Here is a 17,405-nt window from a genome sequence, read left to right as displayed (position 1 = left end):
TCACTTAATCGCTTTGAATGAAACAGCGTGATTAAATTTTGAATTCATCTACCCAAGCGTTACATTTCTATGTTGGTGTATAAATAGACAATTATTTGTACTATGTTAATATGAGATAGAAATATACCTTGTGTAACGGGAGTTGTTCCATGACAGCTTATAGCATCATGAAAGCAGGCAAATATGAGGACGATATGATTCCTAAACTTGCTATACATGCATTCCGTCATGCCTTTGATAAAGCATGTTCGGTAGCGACGGTCGTTTACGCAAAAGAGCAGCAACTGGTACAACGCGAAGTCAATGGACAAGAAACCGTGATTCATGACCTGTCTCAGGCTTATGTGAGCGTTGATCATCTTCCTAAAGTTTTAAAACGCAAGAGAAAACAAGAGGCAGCTGTATAACTGAATGCCTCAACCAAGAATAAGGATGTTTGCCGGTCCAAATGGATCTGGAAAGAGTACAGTCAAAGAATATTTATTGCCCCATCATATTGGGGCTTATTTAAATGCCGATGAATTAGAACAAAACCTGAATACTAGCTATCAACTAGATTTGATGGCTTATCATCCTGCCTTAAAAGCACAAGATCTCATTGATTTCCTCAAACAGAAAAAACGTCCGAATGCTGGGCAGCTCTTTTCTTTACTGAAAAGTGAGCCTGTTTTATTAGATGAGTCGAACATTCAGTTTGATGCATCGGAAATAGATTCCTATCTCTGCGCACGTATTATTGATTATATTCGCCTGGAATTTTTACGCTTAAAGATCAGTTTTACTTTTGAAACGGTGATGTCTCATATTTCTAAAGTGGAATTTCTACAAGAAGCCAAACGGCAGGGTTTTAAAACCTATTTGTATTATGTATCGACTGTTGATCCAATGATTAATATTGCTCGAGTTAAATATCGAGTCAGTGTGGGTGGACATCCTGTACCTGAACAAAAGATTGTTGAACGCTATTACCGCAGTATGGACTTACTCATGCAAGCGGTGGATGCCAGTGATCGAACCTATTTGTTTGATAACTCTTCCAATGGTGAAAAGGCTGCATTTATTGCGGAGATTCAGTCTGCAGAAACTTTGAAAATGAATCCTCATGTTCAGCAATTGCCATGGTGGTTTGCAGAAAAAGTCCTTAAAGATTTCACAGAAGAATAAAAATCATCTCTAAAAATAAATAACATTGTGTATATTATAAAATCTGGTTCATAAAATTAAATAATAATTTAGATGTCAATAACAAAGGCTTAGATAAAAATGGAAAATATTCAACCTTCTGAAAAGATAGAAACCATTGCTGCAGATCTTGCTGTACCAGAGATTGAGCAAGAGCAACAAGACAAGAATAACAATACAGATGTGACTTCAGGATTAGATATATTTGATTTGGCAGCAGAAGTAGGCAGTGATTTAATTGATGTATTGGGAGACGTAGTGAGTGGGATCAGTCTGGATTTATAAAAGGTCTGCAATAAATTAAACAAGATTTAACCATACTTTATATTACTTACGCCGTGTAAGACGTATAGTGATTTATAGGACAGGTTTGCTTGATTTTTCATCGTTCGATATCTAATCCACAAAATATCACTTATATGAATATATTTTAATATATAAAAGTATATTGTTTGGAGCGCTCTGACATGCACGATTTCCTGCTCGAATTTCTAGGTGGAACACTTATAGGTTTGTCCGTAGTGGGATATTTGTATGTCAATGGTCGTATTGCTGGGGTCAGTGGCCTCATTGCCCAAGTATTAAATCCTCAAACGATATTTAAGACCCCAGCATTATGGTTTGTATTGGGGCTATTTGTGGTGCCATTTTTCTATGGCATGGTGCAAGCGCCCAATATCCACATCACTGCCAGCCCGTTGATGATGATCGTTGCAGGATTATTGGTGGGCTTTGGTACCCAAATGGGGTGTGGTTGTACCAGTGGTCACGGGATTTGTGGAATAAGCCGATTGTCTAAACGTTCAATCGTTGCAACGTTGGTATTTATGTTCGCAGGGTTTGTGACAGTTTATATCATTCGCCATATTGCCGGAGCATTCTGATATGAAAAATCTTTGGGCTTTTGTCTTTGGTGGAATTTTTTCAGTCGGACTTATGCTGTCAGGTATGTCTAATCCGAAAAAGATATTGGATTTTTTAGATCTCTTTGGACAATGGGATCCAAGTCTTGCATTTGTGATGCTCGGTGCGATCGCCGTGACATTTATTCCATTTCAAAAAGCAGTCCATCAGCAGGCACCTAAAACAGTGTATGGAGATACCATTGATTTACCTAAAAATAATAAGATAGATTCTAAGCTTGTAACGGGAAGTTTGATATTTGGGATCGGTTGGGGGATTGCAGGGATTTGTCCAGCACCCAGTCTGACTCTGATTGGTCTGGGATATTATCAAGCCCTTTATTTTATAGCCGCAATGATGATTGGCATGTTAATTCATCGCAAGTTAATGGGAAAAAATTCATGATGCAGCATCCACAAGTGCAGCATTTTTTTGATGAGCAGACCAATACTTTTAGCTATGTCGTGACAGATCCTATAAGTCAGCGCTGTGCAATTATTGATAGTGTTTTGGATTATGATGCATCGTCAGCAACAACCAAGACCACGCATGCAGATCAAATCATCGATTATATACATCAAAATAGCCTAAGCGTAGAATGGATTCTGGAAACCCATGTCCATGCAGACCATCTCACAGCATCACAGTATTTAAAAGAAAAATTAGGTGGAAAAATCGCAATCAGCAAAAAAATTGCCATTGTGCAGGAAACATTTAGTGCAATTTATAATATAGACATCAAATACTTAAATACACATCAATTATTTGATCATTTATTTGAAGATGGCGAACAGTTTAACATTGGCGAATTGACTGCCTATAACATTCCAACGCCAGGGCATACGCCAGCCTGTCTAAGCTATGTGATTGGGGATGCGGTATTTGTCGGGGATACCTTATTTATGCCAGATTATGGGACCGCGCGTTGTGATTTTCCGAAGGGCAGTGCTGCTGATTTATTTGATTCAGTCAAAAAGCTATATCAATTAGATGAAAATATTCGTGTTTTCCTCTGTCATGATTATTTACCTAAAGAGCGGCAGGAATATTGCTGTGAAAGTAGTATTGCCGAGCAGAAGAATACCAACACTCACCTGAATACCAGTACCACTAAAGCCGAATTTATTGAGATGCGAAACCGCCGTGATGCCACATTGTCTATGCCTAAACTGATTTTACCTGCAATCCAGATCAATATGAGAGGCGGGCAATTTCCAGAAGCTGAAGCAAATGGCATTCGCTATTTAAAATTGCCCTTGAACTATTTCAAATAGCCAACTTTATAATAGTAAGACAACAGGAAAGGTCTAAATGTAGCTAAGGATCAATCCTGTGGGATTTTGAATATAAGCATATGTTTTTAAATAAATTGTTATAAATTTAGGCTCGTGTATTTCTTGATCTTAAAAATTATCCAAAGTGAATGATGTTGCCGAGGAGGAGTCTTTTTATATCCATTTTTTATAACCTTAAAATAGCCTAAGCAAAAGTAAATTTTTTAAAAATGGCAATTGATTAAATCCCAATTATCAATAAACATAAGCTCATCTAAAAATGTAATGAAAGAAATCCATGATTCTCAATCATCAAATTTATCTCAATGAAGTTGCTAAAGGAAAAACACCTCTGGTATTTATTCATGGTCTTTTTGGCAGTTTAAGTAATTTGGGCATGCTGGCACGTGCATATTATGAATCCCATTCAGTGATTCAAATTGATGTCCGTAATCATGGACATTCAGCGCATTCGCCAGAAATGAATTATGCAGTCATGGCAGCGGATATTCTGGAAACACTGGATGCTTTGAATATTCAAAAATTCTCTGTGATTGGTCATTCAATGGGTGGAAAAATTGCCATGCAATTGGCGAATAGCGCAGGGGAGCGTTTGGAACAATTGGTTGTTCTGGATATGGCACCATTTGCATATAAAGAAAGTCATCACGATCAAATTTTTAAAGCCTTATTTGCGGTGCAAAATGCACAGACTGATAGCCGACAACAAGCAATGCAGATCATGCGTGAATATTTGCATGAAGAAATGGTGATTCAATTTTTAATGAAATCCTTTAGCAAGGGACAATGGCTATTTAATGTTGAAGCTTTATTTAACCATTACCCGGATATTATCAATTGGAATGTGATTCAGCCTTGGCAAAAAGAAGCATTGTTTATTCGTGGCGGTAAATCTGCATATATAAGTAAAGATGAACATTTTGCTGCAATCCAGCAGCAATTTCCCCATGCCAAAATTGCAGTGCTAGAAGATGCTGGGCATTGGTTGCATGCAGAGAAAACTCAACAAGTTCTTGATGAAATGAATAAATACTTAAATTAGTTTCAAATCTTGAAAGAAGCAGCTAAATTTAATTCAGCTGCTACTTTATTAATTTATGTTATTTGCCAGCAGTTGACCTTCAGAGGTGAGTTGTTCAGCCATTTCAGCCGTTTTTCTGAGTCCTGGCATACGATATTCTGTATGACCATAATCCTGAATGGATTTCCAGCGGCCATATCGCTATAAACAGACATTAACTGATTTATTTCAAATAAATCGGGAGATGCATGCCATACGTGATTCTGAGATTTTGCTGAATAAATTAGGTAAATTAAGTAATGAAATTCATATATCCACCAATACGGAAAGCGCAGCATTTTATGATAATCATACGATTCATTCATTTTTACAGCTAATGAAAATAAGTGCCTATGAATTTGCACAAAGTATGATTGGATTGGGGCTATTGTTACAACCAGTGATTCAACAAGGAACTGATCGGTTAAAAAAGGTACTAATTTTACCTATAAATAATCCAGGTCATTGCTATGAAATTGCCGCATTTTGGGTCAATTTAATTAATGGTTTTGTCTCTAAACTGAATACCGAATTGTTCATTGGAATCTTACACCGTGATTCACCCGTATTGTTGATTGGATTCCAAGGTGCTGATATTATTGCATTAAGTGAAATATTTAATCAAAAAATGCATTCCGAACATTGGGTTTCATTGATTGAAGCGAACTGGATTGATCCTTATTTAGAGAACAGAATGCCGGTTTAGCAACTTTGGAAAAATCTTTAAGTGAGCGCCAACTCAGCTTAAGTCAAGCTATGAAATTATTTAAACAAACATTTATTAATGAATAAAAATTATGAAAAAACAAATAATTAAAAGTATTTTTTATATCGCTTTTTTTATGTCTAGTGTCCCAGTCATTGCTTATGCAGAACCGATTGTAGTTGAAGGTGCTGTACCCAATGAAACGAGTAAACAAGCGATTTTAAATAAAATCTATGCTGTTTACGGTAAAGATCAAGTGGTTGATAAAATTCAGGTTCGTGCTGTATCTGCACCAAATGGCTGGAGTGATTCTGTTTCAGAAGTCATTATGGAAGACTTAAAAAAAGTTAAACAAGGAAAATTGTCTGTACGTGGTACACAGGTTGAATTAGCTGGAAACATGTCAAATCAAAATGATATTCAGCCAACCACAGTAAATTTTCAGAATTTGGTTCAAGCACCATATCGTTTAAATACTCAATTAACAGTGAATCAGGCAGAACAGAAAATTATCGATGAGGCTTTAAAAAACTGAATTATTGAGTTTGAATCTGGGAGTGCGATATTGGCTGAATCAGGTATCCAAATTTTGGATGAGATGGCAGTTGCCTTAAACAAGGTTGCTGGAAAGCAAGTAAAAGTTATTGGGCATACGGATAGTTCAGGTAATCCAGCTAAAAATTTAACTTTAAGCCAGGAACGAGCAGCTGCTGTTAAAAATTATTTAATTGGAAAGAATATTCCAACAGATCGTTTAAGTGTTGAAGGTTTAGGTTCCAATAAACCGGTTGCAGATAACACAAGAGCTGAAGGTCGTAAGAAAAACCGTCGGATCGAGTTTGAAGTTCTATAAGCTTTTCATAAAGAGCTACAGTTATGTGGCTTTTATTAAATGTATTAAATTTCGTATAATGTATATTATGTTAAATCCGATACACCTAACCATAACTTCATAAACACTGTCCTATCTATGGTTGCTGTCGATAAAAGTTAATTTTGAAATTGTGGTAATTTTTTGAGTTTTTTTCATTTTAAGAGTTAACTAGTCAAAAAGAATGAAATTCTAATATTAACTAGTCATGTAATTTTAGGTAAATAAATTTAGTTAATAAAATTTAAATACTTATTGAATTATTTATTCTAATAATTAGGTAGTCATTAGACCTCTTTCATAAATCATTTTTACTCAGCTCCAAGTTATAGATTCCAGCAATTAAATTGAATCTCAAACCGAGTCTTTTCGCTCTATTTCGATAACGTTCCGCAAGGATCTTGAAAGTTTTTAGACTGCCAAATACATGCTCTATTCCTATTCTTCTTTTATTGATTTCCTGATTATAGATTTTTAGTTCAGGATCCAATTTACAGGGTCTTTTGGCTTTTAAAGGCAACAGGCTATTGGGATACAAAGTATAAATCCCCTGATAGCCTTTATCTGCAAGGATAAAAGACCCCAAAGGAATCTGGTTTAAATTGCATTTGAACAACTCGAAATCATGCACTGCACCGCGACTGCTACATAAACTCAGAATTTGCCGAGTCTTGTAGTGAATCATGGCCTGTACTTTAAAGGTATGGGTCTTTTTCTTGCCGCTATAGCTTTCTGATCCTCAGTTCAAGCGATACACAGGCATCTCATGGTCAACCTTCTATTTAATGGTTGAGCAATTGAAAATACATGTCCCTGCCAAAGGCAGACCGCCCAAGTTAAGCCTGGAGGATCAGGTTCTGCTCTGTCTGAGCTATTGGCGGGAATACCGAACCTTATTTCACGTTGCGACGAGTTACGGGGTTTCAGAGCCCACAGCCTCAAGAATTGTCCGTCATGTTGAAGACTGCCTAATTCGGTCCAATCTGTTTAATTTACCCAAAGATTTACCCGAGGGCGAAGGCATCGACTGGAATGTTGTGATCGTGGATGCCACAGAAATTCCAATACAAAGGCCTAAAAAAACAGAAGAAAAGCTTGTTTGAATCGATGTATTTCATCCGCAGATTATGCACGAATGCTAAGAAATCCGGAGTGCAAATATTAACCAAAAAGAAGATCATTTTTTGATTTATGAAAGAGGTCTATTGCAATATTAAAAAGCTTTCTTTGAATTATTAATTATTCGAAATATTTTATGCATCAGCACTGTTGTAAATAGGAAGATAAGCTGTAATTTTCTATGTTAATTACATTTAAATTCCAACCCTCTCATTTTCCAACTAGCTCAGGTTATAATAATGGCCTCCCAAAATATGGTTGATCTATTATGAACACCTCCAATGACCCTTTACACGGCAAAAAACTTGCTGACATTTTGGATGAATTATTGGATTACTACGGTGGCTTTGAAGGCTTAAATCGTAAAATTGAAATTAGATGTTTTTGCATAGATCCAAGTGTTAAATCATCATTGCGATTCTTACGTACCACACCATGGGCACGTGAAAAAGTAGAAAGCTTATATTTGTATGTCTTACGCCAAAAAGCCAAACAGAAATCGTAGCTATCAAAACCCTAGCCTCAGCATAATATTTTATACCAAATAGTAAACTACACTTATTGAATAGCCACCAATTTTGTAGACACTCTTTAGTTAGATAAAATGGCTAATTAACGAGGTGTTTATGAGCAGTAGCAAACGATATCCTGAAGAATTCAAAATTGAAGCAGTAAAGCAAGTGACTGAAAAAGGTCATAGCGTGGCTGAAGTTGCCGCACGTTTAGGTATAACCACGCATAGTCTTTATGCCTGGATTAAACGTTATGATCCTCAACAGCCTAAAATCACAGAATCTGGTGATCCACTTGCGGAATTGGCAAAGCTAAAAAAAGAACTTCAAAGAGTCACAGAAGAAAGAGACATATTAAAAAAAGCCGCGGTGTACTTCGCAAGCCAGTCCAGGTGAGGTATGCCTTTATTCAGGACAACCAGCGTATCTGGCCGATCCGTCGTTTGTGTTCAACTTTAGATGTTCATCACAGTGGCTATTACGCATGGTTAAAGCAACCCATCAGTAAGACTGCTCAGAAACGGCAAGAGCTTTCAGGATTGATTAAACAATTCTGGCTCGAATCTGGTGGAGTTTACGGCTATCGTAAGATTTACTGTGACTTAAAAGACATAGGTGAAAGTTGTGGAATCAATCGAGTCCATCGGTTGATGAAAGTGGGTGGTCTTAAATCACAACGTGGCTATCGTAAACCTAGAGTACATACTGGGACTTCAGCGGTTGTGGCTGAAAATACTTTAGATCGGCAGTTTAATCCAACTCATCCCAACCAACTGTGGGTGACTGACATTACTTATATTCGTACACATGAAGGATGGCTATACCTTGCTGTGGTGATTGACTTATTTTCACGTCTTGTTGTTGGTTGGTCTATGAAATCGAGAATGACGACAGATCTGGTTTTAGATGCCTTATTGATGGCTCTATGGCGAAGGAAACCGAAGAACAAAGTACTCATCCACTCAGATCAAGGTAGCCAATATACAAGTCATGAATGGCAAGATTTCCTCAAACATCATAATCTGGAAAGTAGTATGAGCAGGAGAGGAAATTGCCATGATAATGCTGTTGCTGAGAGTTTCTTTCAGTTGCTAAAGCGAGAGCGTATTAAGAAGAAAATTTACGTATCGAGATCAGATGCTAGAGCAGACATATTTGAATATATTGAAATGTTTTACAACTCGAAACGACGACATGGTTCCAATGGTCAGCGTTCTCCATTAGATTATGAAAAGGCCCATCAAAAGATGGTTACGTGTGTCTAGAATTTTAGTGGCTATTCAATTCCTAATGCATCAGCAAATCATGACAATTATTTGCTCGCCAAGAGTCAATGTGAATCAATGCTGTCCAAACTAAATCCCATTGAGCATAGCTTTATTTATCAAATACAAAAAATGATGTTATCCAATCCATTAAGTGAACTGAGCGAAGAAAATGTTGCGGCAGCTTTATTTATGAGTAAACGGACCCTTGCACGCAGATTGGCGTTAGATGGGACAAGTTTTAGGAAAATTCGGGATTCAATCTTGTCCAAACAAGCCAGTAACTACTTACTTGACAGTGAATTATCTGTTGATGCCATCGCAACATTACTGAACTATCATGACAGTGCAAATTTTCGTCGAGCGTTTAAACGATGGTTCAATATGTCGCCAAGCGCGTATCATTTGAAAATTAAAAAGTAATATTTATATTTTTAGTTAAACGCGTGATTCTCGCTGAGCTGAGGTATATTTTGTTGTTGATCTGGATTCATTATAAGAACTCCATGAGTATTACGCAGAAACTTGATAGCCTGCGTATAATATCATGGTGGATTTGATTTAAAATTTTCAGAGTATTTTTGCAATCACATATTATTGTTATTCAACAAGGCTGATATCTATGCATATTGAATGCAGGAACTAACAAATGATAGCTTCACTGCCCTGTCGAGCAAGTTGAATTACATTATATATAGACATAAAAAAAGCCGAGATTCTCGGCTTTTTTGGCATACAAAATAAGAAAAATAATTCGTAATTTACATCACATTTAATTTATCTGATTCTTGTATTTTAATATCTTTTAGATAGCAACGATATTTACTGCATTTGGGCCTTTTTGACCTTGTGCAACGCTGAATTCTACTTGCTGACCTTCCATTAAGGTTTTGAAACCTGAACTAGCGATTTCGCTGAAATGAGCAAAAACATCTGGACCGTTTTCTTGTTGAATGAAACCAAAACCTTTAGTTTCGTTGAACCACTTAACAGTACCTTTAACAACATTTGAGTTAGACATAATAAATCCTACTGATTTTTAATAATTTTTAGCCAATTTGTTGACTATTCATAACTTGGAAAATAATAAAGAATGAAACTTAAAATCTGAAAAAACGAAGGATTATGACTAAAACTGCGATACTTAAAGAAGATTTACCGAAACAAGACTTTTTTTCTAGTTGAGTTAATAATACATGAATTAAATGAATATTCAAGTTTTTTTATATTTATTATTTATTTTGATGATAAATAAGACATTAAATTTGATGACAGCGAATCTCCCATACTTAATTAAACAGTAAATTAAAATAGCTCCTCTATTTAATCATTATTCTGGCATTCATTTTGCTTAACAATATTACGTTTTATAAAAATAGTAATATTGGGGCAAATATAGATGAGTTATGTTGCAAAAGAACTCAGTCAAAGGAACAAGCTATTACTTGGCTTGTCTTCTTTCCTGATACCGATTTTGATTTGGTGTGCGGTCAGCTATTTACCTTTTATTTGGCATCCACAAGTACAGATTACCAATTCAGGCAGCGTGACATATTTACAAGTCGATAGTCGTGTCGATAAAAACACTTTCTATAGGGAAGCGCAAAATGCAGTGAATGCTGGCTTAGCCCCACCACAAGGCAAATTGGTCAACCCGATTTACTTACCTGCACCGCATGAAGTCGCAAAAGCTTTGGTGACTGCCTTTGTCACTGCGCCTGTTCAACCGGATGCACCATGGTTTCACCAAAGCTTATGGCACAGTATTAAAATTGTCTTTACTGCTTTTTTCATTGCCTCACTGGTTGGTATTCCTTTAGGCATTTTATGTGGTTTTTCAGCCAGTATTTCGCAGCTGACCGAACCCTTTGTTGAGTTTTTCCGTTATTTACCTGCACCAGCCTTCGGTGCTTTGGCGGTTGCCATTTTAGGGATCAACGATGCACCAAAAATTGCCATCATTGTGATTGGAACTTTATTTCAACAAATCTTAATTATTGCCAATACCACACGGATGGTCGATCGCGGCCTGATTGAAGCTGGTTACACCCTTGGCACCAATAAACTCAAAAGTCTATTTCACGTCGTCATTCCTGCTGTATTACCGGACATTTACCGAGATTTACGCGTACTTCTAGGTTGGGCATGGACCTACCTGATTGTTTCTGAACTGATTGGTACGACGTCAGGGATTACCTGGTTTATTACCCAACAAGCGCGTTATCAAAACTTCGACAATGTTTATGCAGCGATTTTGATTATTGGCGTGATTGGACTGTTATGCGATGTGATTTTAATGAAACTTGGACAACGCATGTTTAAGTGGAAAGCAGGAGCAAAATAATGACTATAGAATTAAAACCAGAAAAATTTAATGCACAGCAGTATTTTCAGCGCATTTATGCCCGCCCGGTCATTTTAGAAGCAAAAAAACTCAGCCAGGTGTTTGGAACAAGCAAAGCGCAGCGCACTGTTTTAAATCAACTGGATTTAAAAATTCATAAGCGCGAATTTATTTGTGTGATTGGACCATCGGGTTGTGGCAAATCGACCTTTAGCCGGGTAGTGGCCGGACTTGATGACTACACCAGCGGTGAGCTTTTAGTTGATGGTCAGCCGATTCATGGCCCGAGTCCAGAGCGTGGCATGGTCTTTCAGGGCTACACTCTCTTTCCATGGAAAACCGTCAAAGAAAATGTGATGTTTGGCCCAAAAATGAAGGGTCAAAGTAATGCAACAGCAGAAGCACATGCGCGAGAATGGATCAATATTATTGGTCTGGAAAAATATGAAAATCATTATCCCAACGAGCTTTCGGGCGGGATGAAACAACGAGTTGCGATTGCCCGCGCATTGGTCAATGAACCGAAAATATTACTGATGGATGAACCTTTTGGTGCGTTAGACCCACATACACGGCAGAAGATGCAGCGACACTTGATGGACTTATGGCAAAACATCGATATCACCATTATTTTTGTCACCCATGATATGGACGAAGCAATTTTACTGGCCGATCGGATTGTGGCTCTAAAGGCCAATCCGGGTGAAATTAAAGAAATTATTGAAGTGGATTTACCGCGTCCGCGTTCGCCGGAACTGTTACTCACCCCAGAATTTAAACGCTTACGTGAACGGGTCGATTTTCTTGTGCATGCACAAGAAGACCAACTTGATCCTGCACTGGAAGATTTACCCATTATTCCACGCATGACCAAAGTCAGCACGAAAAAATAAATCTAAAAGGCCTGTGGGACGACCCAGAGGTTCTCACGCTGTGTTGGACGACCAACAATTGAGGTGATTGCGATGCAAATGCACTATGTACTCCCCCTTGTTGATATCTCAAAACTGCAAAGTTCTGCATTGTCAGATCGACTTGAAGTTGCTGCCGCTTTGGATAAAGCATGTAAAGACGTTGGTTTTTTATATTTAACTGGTGAACAGTTTAATTTTGAATATGTTCAAGATTTAATTCAGGTCACCAAAGCGTATTTTGAGCAAGATCTTGCGCTTAAAATGCAGCGTTATATTGGCTTATCGAAAAATCATAGCGGTTATGTACCGATTGGAGAAGAACAGTTCTCTGGCCAGAGTTATGATTTAAAGGAAGCCTTTGATGTCAATTATGATTATCACGGGGCAAAAAGCGATTGTCCATTACTCGGGCCTACGCTTTGGCCAGATGATGCCCAATTTAAGCGCACAGTGAGTCAGTATTACCAGCATTTACGTGGCATTAGCCAACAGATTTTTCGCAGTTTTGCTTTGGCACTGGGGGTAAATGAAGATTTCTTTGATGCTAAAATCACTGATGCGCCGAGCCAGCTGCGCTTAATTCATTATCCTTACAATCCTGAGGTTAAAGATGCTGAAGGGATTGGTGCACATACCGATTATGAGTGCTTTACCTTACTTTTACCCACGGCGCCAGGTTTACAAGTATTAAATAAACAAGGCGAATGGATTGATATTCCGCTCATTGAAAATACCTTGGTGATGAATATTGGCGACATGATGGAAATTTTGTCCAATGGTAAATATCTGGCCACCAAACACCGGGTTAAAAAAGTCTGCGAAGAGCGTTATTCCTTCCCGCTGTTTTGTGCCTGCAATTACGACACCGTGATTGAGCCTATTGTGGAAACAGATGCACCTCGATATTCCGCCTTGATTGGCGGTGAGCATTTATTTAATCAAACGGCGCAAACCTTTCAATACTTAAAGCAACGGATTGCATCGGGTGAACTGATACTAAAAAATGCAGTGCCACTGTCTTCATTCGGTTTAGGTGAAATACCGGAGGAAACGGCATGAATCTGTTCGAAGTTCTCCAGAAAACACCCGAAAGACAAATGACTGCTGGCCCGATTCCCTGTTACTTATATGGTGCATTCAGACGTAAAAGTATTAGTTTTTTTAATGGACTGACAGATGAAAATACCATTGTGTATTGGTTTCAATCGCGCAGTTTCACCATCGACTTACGCTTAAAACATCGTACCGAAACCCCTGTCAATGAACGTCAGGGCTGGATTGGTCATACGCTTTGGGATGTCGAGCAAGAATTACTTTCATGGCAAGTTTCTGACACTGCAAATTACCAAAATCATGTGCAATGGCCTGAGCCTGCAAAACTACATGCCATCGGCAACTGTATTTTGGAGTTTTCACCAAGCAATGCATATGTGGAAGACTGGCGTCAGCAAGTCTATTCAGGTCTGTATTTAGGCCTCAGATTAAAAACGGCAGTTGATGTTGAATGTGGCGAACAACTGAATATGGATGGCGGCTTGATTATCTGTGATCAACACGTGGCTTATACGCTAACGCGTTTGCCAGAAATACAAAACATCGTGAGTCATTTGGATCTAACTGCAGATGGTCTGGAAAGCAATAATATTGAACATATTGAAAGCTTTGAAGTCTCTATAGGCACTGATGGCCATACGAAATATTATTCAACATCATCTGGGCAAACCGATCAGCCATTTAATTTTGACGATTTTGAAATCCTCGATGATTCAACTTTAAAGCAACGTACGTCGTTAAACGGGCGTCAAATTGATTTGATTTTTGACATCGATATCTATCAGAAAAATTATCTGTTTCAACAGCAGACGCTTACTACACCAAGCAGTGAACATTGGTTAAGGTCTGAAGAAAGTCACCTCTTGCATCACGCTAAATTGACCCTGTAGAGGCGACCTATGTCTTTTATTTATTTATCTATTGCGATTATAGCGGAAGTCATAGCCACTTCTGCATTAAAAGCGTCCAATGGATTTAGCATCTTATGGCCTGCTATCGCTACGATTATTGGCTATGCCATCGCCTTGTTTTTCCTGTCATTGACCATGAAAACCATTCCGATGGGCATTGCTTATGCCATTTGGTCAGGCGCCGGCATTATTTTAATCTCAACCGTGGGTTTATTGGTCTATAAACAACAGCTTGATATTCCTGCTTTAATTGGTTTGGGCTTTATGATAGTGGGTATTATCATTATTAATGTCTTTTCCAAAAGTACAGAACTTTAAGCTTTGCATGCGAATAATAAAAAATCCCCATTTCGGGGATTTTTTATATCGCTAAATTGAATGAACAGCATCCCAAATCAGGGTTTGGGATGCTGAACTTCATGCCATGCTTATTTCAGTTCTTCAACCAAGGTAGGCACAATCACATTGTCGACATTCATTTCCGTGGTGTAAATACCATTGCTGACGTTGAATTTATTGACGTGATAACTTGAACCATAAATTGAATCAAACCCTGTTCCCTTGGTGAATACTTTCTTGTTCGCTTCTAGATCAAGCAAGTGCGTGCCATTAATAAACTGTTCATAAACTTTTGCATCTACACCGACCCGTTTAGACATAATGGCAGCTGCATCCGCCCGTGTTGCAGGATCGTTAATGTATTTAACGGTTTTATCCCACACTTGGATGATCTTTTTCCATTGCTCTTTATTGGCTTCTAAATGCGATGGATTAACCGTTAAGGTATCGTAAATTAAACCCGGTTTATCTTGAGAGGTGAAAATCACTTTGGCACCCGCCACTGAGCTCAAAGCCTGATTGGCCACAGGTTGCCAAACTGCAATGGCATCAATATCGCCTGTTGCAAAGACCTGAGGCAATTCATTGGTCATGGTGTTAACCAGTTTCACATCCTTTAAACTAATTTTTGCATCATCTAGAGCGGTGGATAATAGCAAGTGATCGACTAAGCCTTTTTCAGTGGCAATGGTTTTGCCTTTTAAATCCTTGATGGAGTTAATACCGTTTTTCGCAATGATGACATCATTTCCCGAAGAATAATCGGTTGCCATGATCATCACGCCTTTGGTACCCCCAGAACCTGTGACCAGATTATCGCCGTTGGTGACCATGACCGCATCTAATTGATTCGCTGCAAAAGCAGACAGTGACGCTGAGTAATCAAACCATTTGAAGTCTGCATTGACACCTGCCTCCTTCAACCAGCCCTTTTCAATCGCGACTTGCCAAGCCACAAAACCCGGCCAGTCGCTATAACCAATCGTAATTGGTTTGCTATTTACACTGCCTTCAACTTTGGCTTTAGGTTCTGGAATCTTTGCCGTGTTGTCACAACCACTGAGTAAAATAGCCGATACAACAGCTGACGATAAAAATGCCTTCTTCATCATTGCGCAACTTCCCCTATACAATTGCATTTAAATTTTGTGTTAGTCGTTTTGGTTGATTGAATATAGTCACGCCATCCGCCGAAATGACTGATATCCGTTGCATCTGCTAAGGCATAAGCTTCGCAAATAAAGCCTTTCACCCAACGCCCATCTGCCAGTTGCACATTCCCAATACCGAGTGGCGCAGGAACTTCCGCCACAATTTGTCCAAATAAGGCAAACGGAATATCCCACACTTCAACTTCAACGGCTTGACCGCCCTTTTGAGTGCATTGCAGGCCTGGTTTTGGCGGTGTGGTATTTTTTAGTGCATACAGTTTGTAGTTCGATGCAGTTTTGGTTTTCTGTAATAAAGTTCCACCGCGGCGGCTGAGCTGGAAATTCAGCGGCATACCGCTAAGATGGGCACCAACAACTGCCAGTTTGACTGAATGTTGAGAGGCTATATTTTGGGTTTTTTCATAGTGCAGATTTGATGTGCCCAGTGATAGATTTGCCGCTTGTTGCCAGCTTTGACCAAAATGCGCCAAGGCCTGATCCATCCATGCCTGCGCAATAAAAGTGACACCACTGGGTAATCCATCAGCGCGAATAGTATTCGGCAAGGCTAATGCTGAAAGATCTGCAAAATTCACGAAATTGGTATACGCCCCCATGTGACTGTTCTTCACGATAGGATCCGCTTCTACATCGCGAATGGTATAAATCGTCGGTGCCGTTGGAACCATTAAGGCATCATAAGACTGTAATGCTAAATTAATTTGGCGCGCCAATTGCGCACGTTCATATTCAGCATTCATGCTATCTACAGCATTAAACTGATCTGCCTGAGCAATAATTTGGGCGATAACAGGATGTGCCTGTTCACGTTGCACCATTTTTTCTACGGCACTGGTACGCTCTGCCACCCAGGCTTTGTTATAGAGTGCGGATGCCAGCTGGTTAAAAACACTAAAATCAATCGCTTCAACTGCATAACCCAATGCTTGGACGCGCTTTACAGCCAGTTCAAAGGCTTTTTGGCTGTCGACATCACCATAAAATTCCAGTTGTGCCGGAATGGCAATTTTACCTTTAGAAAATTGGGTTGGCACATTAGCGGGATGCGGACGTGAATATTCATCGGTTTCGTCATAGCCTTGCATGACTTGTGCAACTTGCCATGCATCATCGACTGTTAAGGCAAATATTGAAATCACATCAATGGTACGGCAAGCAGGAATTAAACCTGTCGTTGAGAACCAGCCTTTGGTTGGCTTTAATCCGACAATATTATTGTGTCCTGCTGGTACACGACCGGAACCTGCAGTGTCTGTACCTAAAGAAAATGGCACTTGACCATTGGCCACGGCAACGGATGAACCTGAGCTTGATCCACCACTGATATATTCAGGATTAAAACTGTTTTTTACTGCACCATAAGGTGAGCGCACCCCGACTAAACCCGTGGCAAATTGATCCAGATTGGTTTTACCCACCACAATGGCACCAGCGGCTTTTAAGCGCGCGACCACACTAGCATCTGCTGTTGCCAAATAGGCCGCTTCTTTACATGCCGCAGTCGTATGAAAACCTGCAACATCAATATTGTCTTTGACCGCAAAAGGAATACCGTAGAGGGGTAAATCTTGTGCAGATTGATCTTTTAAGGCATCAATTTGTGCCTGAATATGCGCGGCTGAGGCAATTTCAATCCAGGCATGATCATCGTTATTGAATGTTTTGACATACTGAATTAAATCGCTAAGCTGAATCTTTTGCGTTAAATATGCGGTTTTCCAATCTTGAATGGTCCATAACTTTGACATAGTCAGTCTTC

Annotated in this window: 19 protein-coding genes and 4 pseudogenes; 18 read left to right on the top strand and 5 right to left on the bottom strand. The window is 38.9% G+C overall.

Translation table 11 applies throughout. The features are described from left to right. Positions 1–149 precede the first annotated feature (149 nt). The 7 genes from HLH14_RS15600 (at position 150) to HLH14_RS15570 (ending at position 4,422) form a co-directional block, all read left to right on the top strand. Positions 150–407 (top strand): hypothetical protein, encoded by a 258-nt coding sequence (locus tag HLH14_RS15600; RefSeq protein WP_171533449.1) that lies wholly within the window; start codon positions 150–152, stop codon positions 405–407. Positions 408–411: 4 nt separating this feature from the next. Beyond that, the gene (locus tag HLH14_RS15595) at positions 412–1,164 is read left to right on the top strand and encodes a zeta toxin (RefSeq protein WP_171533448.1); all 753 of its coding nucleotides are present in this window, start codon (positions 412–414) and stop codon (positions 1,162–1,164) included. A gap of 99 nt (positions 1,165–1,263) precedes the next feature. Then, entirely contained in the window at positions 1,264–1,467 is a 204-nt protein-coding gene (locus HLH14_RS15590; RefSeq protein WP_067724280.1) for a hypothetical protein, read from the top strand. 182 nt (positions 1,468–1,649) lie between these two features. After that, a complete protein-coding gene (locus HLH14_RS15585; protein WP_171533447.1) occupies positions 1,650–2,066 on the top strand; it encodes a YeeE/YedE family protein in 417 nt (138 codons plus the stop codon). A 1-nt stretch (position 2,067) separates the two neighbouring features. Beyond that, complete coding sequence (locus HLH14_RS15580) at positions 2,068–2,490, top strand: DUF6691 family protein (RefSeq protein WP_171533446.1); 423 nt, start codon at positions 2,068–2,070, stop codon at positions 2,488–2,490. Continuing rightward, a complete protein-coding gene (locus tag HLH14_RS15575) occupies positions 2,490–3,359 on the top strand; it encodes an MBL fold metallo-hydrolase (RefSeq protein WP_171533483.1) in 870 nt (289 codons plus the stop codon). Before HLH14_RS15580 ends, HLH14_RS15575 begins: the two co-directional genes overlap by 1 nt. Before the next feature lie 298 nt (positions 3,360–3,657). Beyond that, entirely contained in the window at positions 3,658–4,422 is a 765-nt protein-coding gene (locus tag HLH14_RS15570; RefSeq protein WP_171533445.1) for an alpha/beta fold hydrolase, read from the top strand. Positions 4,423–4,470: 48 nt separating this feature from the next. Here the strand turns inward: HLH14_RS15570 and HLH14_RS16110 are convergent. Beyond that, positions 4,471–4,596, bottom strand: a pseudogene (locus tag HLH14_RS16110) (M15 family metallopeptidase); the annotation flags it as partial. Between HLH14_RS16110 and HLH14_RS15560 the strand changes: the two are divergent. Both HLH14_RS15560 and HLH14_RS15555 read left to right on the top strand, forming a co-directional pair. Next, positions 4,595–5,232 (top strand): annotated as a pseudogene (locus tag HLH14_RS15560) (type VI secretion system-associated protein TagF); the annotation flags it as partial. The pseudogenes HLH14_RS16110 and HLH14_RS15560 overlap by 2 nt on opposite strands. Before the next feature lie 50 nt (positions 5,233–5,282). After that, positions 5,283–5,999 (top strand): annotated as a pseudogene (locus tag HLH14_RS15555) (OmpA family protein). Between the two features lie 316 nt (positions 6,000–6,315). On the opposite strand, the pseudogene HLH14_RS15550 reads toward HLH14_RS15555, so the two are convergent. Next, positions 6,316–6,738, bottom strand: a pseudogene (locus tag HLH14_RS15550) (transposase family protein); the annotation flags it as partial. 76 nt (positions 6,739–6,814) lie between these two features. On the opposite strand from HLH14_RS15550, the gene HLH14_RS15545 reads away from it, so the two are divergent. From HLH14_RS15545 to HLH14_RS15530, 4 genes are all read left to right on the top strand, one after another. Beyond that, positions 6,815–7,120: a transposase family protein gene (locus HLH14_RS15545; RefSeq protein ID WP_171533444.1), complete on the top strand. Its 306-nt coding sequence runs from the start codon at positions 6,815–6,817 to the stop codon at positions 7,118–7,120. 284 nt (positions 7,121–7,404) lie between these two features. Beyond that, on the top strand, positions 7,405–7,641 hold the full coding sequence (locus HLH14_RS15540) for a VF530 family protein (protein ID WP_067724253.1): 237 nt from the start codon (positions 7,405–7,407) through the stop codon (positions 7,639–7,641). Positions 7,642–7,762: 121 nt separating this feature from the next. Next, positions 7,763–8,913 (top strand): IS3 family transposase gene (locus HLH14_RS15535; RefSeq protein WP_235940532.1). Its coding sequence is split into 2 segments (ribosomal slippage): positions 7,763–8,003 and positions 8,003–8,913, totalling 1,152 coding nucleotides; the frame shifts between segments, so codons are not numbered across the junction. A 78-nt stretch (positions 8,914–8,991) separates the two neighbouring features. Beyond that, positions 8,992–9,336 carry a helix-turn-helix transcriptional regulator gene (locus HLH14_RS15530; protein WP_171533443.1) on the top strand — a complete coding sequence of 115 codons (345 nt, stop codon included), beginning with the start codon at positions 8,992–8,994 and terminating at the stop codon, positions 9,334–9,336. Between the two features lie 382 nt (positions 9,337–9,718). On the opposite strand, the gene HLH14_RS15525 is transcribed toward HLH14_RS15530, so the two are convergent. Beyond that, complete coding sequence (locus tag HLH14_RS15525) at positions 9,719–9,934, bottom strand: cold-shock protein (RefSeq protein WP_067723482.1); 216 nt, start codon at positions 9,932–9,934, stop codon at positions 9,719–9,721. Between the two features lie 378 nt (positions 9,935–10,312). On the opposite strand from HLH14_RS15525, the gene HLH14_RS15520 reads away from it, so the two are divergent. The 5 genes from HLH14_RS15520 (at position 10,313) to HLH14_RS15500 (ending at position 14,453) form a co-directional block, all read left to right on the top strand. Next, positions 10,313–11,257 carry an ABC transporter permease gene (locus HLH14_RS15520; protein ID WP_067723483.1) on the top strand — a complete coding sequence of 315 codons (945 nt, stop codon included), beginning with the start codon at positions 10,313–10,315 and terminating at the stop codon, positions 11,255–11,257. Continuing rightward, positions 11,257–12,150 carry an ABC transporter ATP-binding protein gene (locus HLH14_RS15515; protein WP_067723485.1) on the top strand — a complete coding sequence of 298 codons (894 nt, stop codon included), beginning with the start codon at positions 11,257–11,259 and terminating at the stop codon, positions 12,148–12,150. The genes HLH14_RS15520 and HLH14_RS15515 overlap by 1 nt, the downstream gene beginning before the upstream one ends. Before the next feature lie 72 nt (positions 12,151–12,222). Next, on the top strand, positions 12,223–13,230 hold the full coding sequence (locus tag HLH14_RS15510) for an isopenicillin N synthase family dioxygenase (protein WP_171533442.1): 1,008 nt from the start codon (positions 12,223–12,225) through the stop codon (positions 13,228–13,230). After that, positions 13,227–14,114 (top strand): hypothetical protein, encoded by an 888-nt coding sequence (locus tag HLH14_RS15505; RefSeq protein ID WP_171533441.1) that lies wholly within the window; start codon positions 13,227–13,229, stop codon positions 14,112–14,114. Before HLH14_RS15510 ends, HLH14_RS15505 begins: the two co-directional genes overlap by 4 nt. Before the next feature lie 9 nt (positions 14,115–14,123). Further along, a complete protein-coding gene (locus HLH14_RS15500) occupies positions 14,124–14,453 on the top strand; it encodes an SMR family transporter (RefSeq protein WP_067723492.1) in 330 nt (109 codons plus the stop codon). 110 nt (positions 14,454–14,563) lie between these two features. On the opposite strand, the gene HLH14_RS15495 is transcribed toward HLH14_RS15500, so the two are convergent. Both HLH14_RS15495 and atzF read right to left on the bottom strand, forming a co-directional pair. Continuing rightward, a complete protein-coding gene (locus HLH14_RS15495; RefSeq protein WP_067723494.1) occupies positions 14,564–15,586 on the bottom strand; it encodes an ABC transporter substrate-binding protein in 1,023 nt (340 codons plus the stop codon). Beyond that, complete coding sequence (gene atzF / locus HLH14_RS15490; RefSeq protein WP_171533440.1) at positions 15,583–17,394, bottom strand: allophanate hydrolase; 1,812 nt, start codon at positions 17,392–17,394, stop codon at positions 15,583–15,585. The genes HLH14_RS15495 and atzF overlap by 4 nt, the downstream gene beginning before the upstream one ends. Positions 17,395–17,405: the final 11 nt, after the last annotated feature.

Source organism: Acinetobacter terrae (assembly GCF_013004375.1).
In the GTDB taxonomy this organism is placed as follows: domain Bacteria; phylum Pseudomonadota; class Gammaproteobacteria; order Pseudomonadales; family Moraxellaceae; genus Acinetobacter; species Acinetobacter terrae.
Note: the sequence above shows the minus strand (reverse complement) of the source record. Positions and strands in the feature narration are given on the sequence as shown.